The organism is Vulcanisaeta sp. (assembly GCF_049966235.1).
GTDB lineage: Archaea > Thermoproteota > Thermoprotei > Thermoproteales > Thermocladiaceae > Vulcanisaeta > Vulcanisaeta moutnovskia.
In genome coordinates this window covers 1-2,512 of the sequence record NZ_JBMFVA010000051.1, presented here as the reverse complement: position 1 = coordinate 2,512, position 2,512 = coordinate 1, and the positions used below count along the sequence as shown (strand labels likewise).

At 42.4% G+C, this 2,512-nt stretch carries 2 protein-coding genes; one reads left to right on the top strand and one right to left on the bottom strand.

What is annotated here, in order from left to right:
* Nucleotides 1–404: 404 nt before the first annotated feature.
* The gene (locus ACP5L5_RS11590) at nucleotides 405–713 is read right to left on the bottom strand and encodes a hypothetical protein (RefSeq protein ID WP_428763970.1); all 309 of its coding nucleotides are present in this window, start codon (nucleotides 711–713) and stop codon (nucleotides 405–407) included.
* On the opposite strand from ACP5L5_RS11590, the gene ACP5L5_RS11585 reads away from it, so the two are divergent.
* Nucleotides 700–2,199 carry a hypothetical protein gene (locus ACP5L5_RS11585; protein ID WP_428763968.1) on the top strand — a complete coding sequence of 500 codons (1,500 nt, stop codon included), beginning with the start codon at nucleotides 700–702 and terminating at the stop codon, nucleotides 2,197–2,199. The two genes, ACP5L5_RS11590 and ACP5L5_RS11585, sit on opposite strands and share 14 nt — an antisense overlap.
* Nucleotides 2,200–2,512 lie beyond the last annotated feature (313 nt).

Here is a 2,512-nt window from a genome sequence, read left to right as displayed (position 1 = left end):
CGAAGAAGCCCAGAATCTAAAAAAGAATTGAAAGCCTGGAGGTAGTTCCAAGGGCTCATGGTCTGGTGACCCCAGAATCTAAAAAAGAATTGAAAGTGGTACTGATTCCACAGCCAGTACCCTGAAGCCTAGCCTTGTGAGCAGAATCTAAAAATGAAAGAGTTAGATTTAGGAACTCTACCAGGTTTAGTCCTGACTAAGGTTGTTTCATTGATTGGCAGTGTTGCTGATGAATTAAGTAAGCCATGTTCAGTCCGTAATACCTTGTGTGTTACTATTCGTTAATTGCCTCTAATTCTCTTAAAGCTAACACCTAGGGTATCTCGCCATAAACGGCTAAAATTTAAATGCAATATGCGAGGATTTTGTAAGTGAATTGTAATAAAAATCGAAAATTCTCTAAATTAACTTAATGAACTATGGTGCATTATGGATGCGAAAACCATAGGCTTAATAGTAGTAACTGTGTTAGCGGTAGTGGGTTTCGGGTTGGCTGGGTACTTTGCAGTTAAAACACCAACTAAAGTAACGGTTACGGTTCCCACAACTGTAACTACAACAACACCAATAACTGTGACGACAACTACAACAATGCCGACCACCGTTACTACAACATCCACCGTAACATCAACAACCACTAGTACAGTCACCAGTACCATTACGGCGACTGTACAGTCAATGTCAAGTGATAACCACGTTATGTTAGTATACAAGACTAATAGCGCCTTAGGTGTATTCCTAGACTTCCTAGATGGTATAGCTATTGAATCACCGTCTGATGTGTTACCACTCCTATCACTAAACTTCACTGCACAAGTAATGGGTGCTCCCTATCCAGGTGTATATAGTTACAGTACTTTTAACTCAACGTGGTTAGCAAACTTCTTCAGCACGTATGAGACAGTCTATTTCTATACTACAGCGTTACCAACGGTGAAGAAGATTAATGGTGATACATTCCAGGTCTCAGCAGTGGTTCAGTACTTTGTTGCGCCAGCTAATGACCCAATATATCTCCAAGTCTTCAACGCATCTGCGGTAGCTACTGTGAAGATAATTAATGAGACACCGCTCATAACGCAATTAACGTGGATTGGTAACGAGTTACCACCATCAGCAGTAATAGCTGGTTATCCATCTCAACATGCATTGGAGGCTAATGAAGCGCTTGAGGCCTTCCTATGGCAGATCAACGGTATGGCCGCTGAATTCCCACCAAATGCAATAGCCCAGTACTTTGCATCTTCAGCTACATTAAGTGTTAATGGTCAATTACCACCTGGCTTAAAGACTGGCGTTTACAAGGGTTTAAGCAATATTGAGAGTTTCTTCAACAATTGGGATAGTTATTTCATATTCGCTGCAACCTATTCACAGAATCTGCTTCCAAATGGGACTGCTATTCCACCAATGGTATCAATAACGCTTAACCCAAGTGGAGCCTCAGCCACCGTTACGGCTAATGAAACAGTATTCCTAGGCTGGGTTGCACCTGGTCAATCCGGTTATCCAGCACTCTACGATATGCATGTTAACATCACGGCATACTTAATCTACAACGCAACTACCGCCTCTTGGCAGATAAATAACGAAACCATGGACTTCACCCTGGTTCCGCTAGAGGGTGATACAATGTCTGAGGTTGGCTTTGGGGCACCATATTATGGCAATACACCAGCCTTTGTGGTTGTGGCTGGTGAAACAGTTACCGTTAATGCAGTATCTGGGCAGAGTTACACATTGCAAGTGGGTAATATAAGGGTCGTAGTTAAGCCAGGCACCTATGCTGAGTTAGCCAGCGGAAAGATGCTAAGTACCTATAACTTCAGCTTAGTAATTCTGGCGGACTATGACATCCCACCGCCTTATCAAAGTGATTATGTGCCCGTATACACCTTCGCCTTCGAGGTTAATGGGCAAATAACGCCAACAATAACCTTCGTTAATGCCAGTGGTAAACCACAGGGCATATTAACATACGTCTACACTGCACCGGATGTGAACTGGACTAGTTGGACTTGGCTTGGAGGAATGTTTAATGGTACAGTATACATTGGTGGTAAATACGCCTTCGCAGACCACTGGACCTATTTCAGTAATGGGACAATGATGACGACTTTCATAAAGCCAGTACCATGGGTACTTGAGGCGCCTAAGACGCTACCGATTTACATGACCCCAAGTATGGGCAATTCCTAAACCCAAGACGCTAATACTTAACTTTTTAAAATAAAAACAAGGTTTGTTTCTCATTCTCTTAAACTAGGTTAACTACTAGAATTTAAATTAAAACATAGGTAAGAGCCTGATCTTCTCATCTTAGAGGGTCAGGGTTCTCGTATTGGTTAAGGCAGAAAGGAGGTTTAGGAGTTCCGCCGGATCTGCATTAAGCACCTTGCCTAGTCTGCAACGCGTTTGCGTAACTGTTCGTTGTTTTTAATTGCTTCTAGTCCCCTTGATGTTATTAGGTGTGCTGAGGCTATGACTCCCCTATGTTTCATACGATTTAACA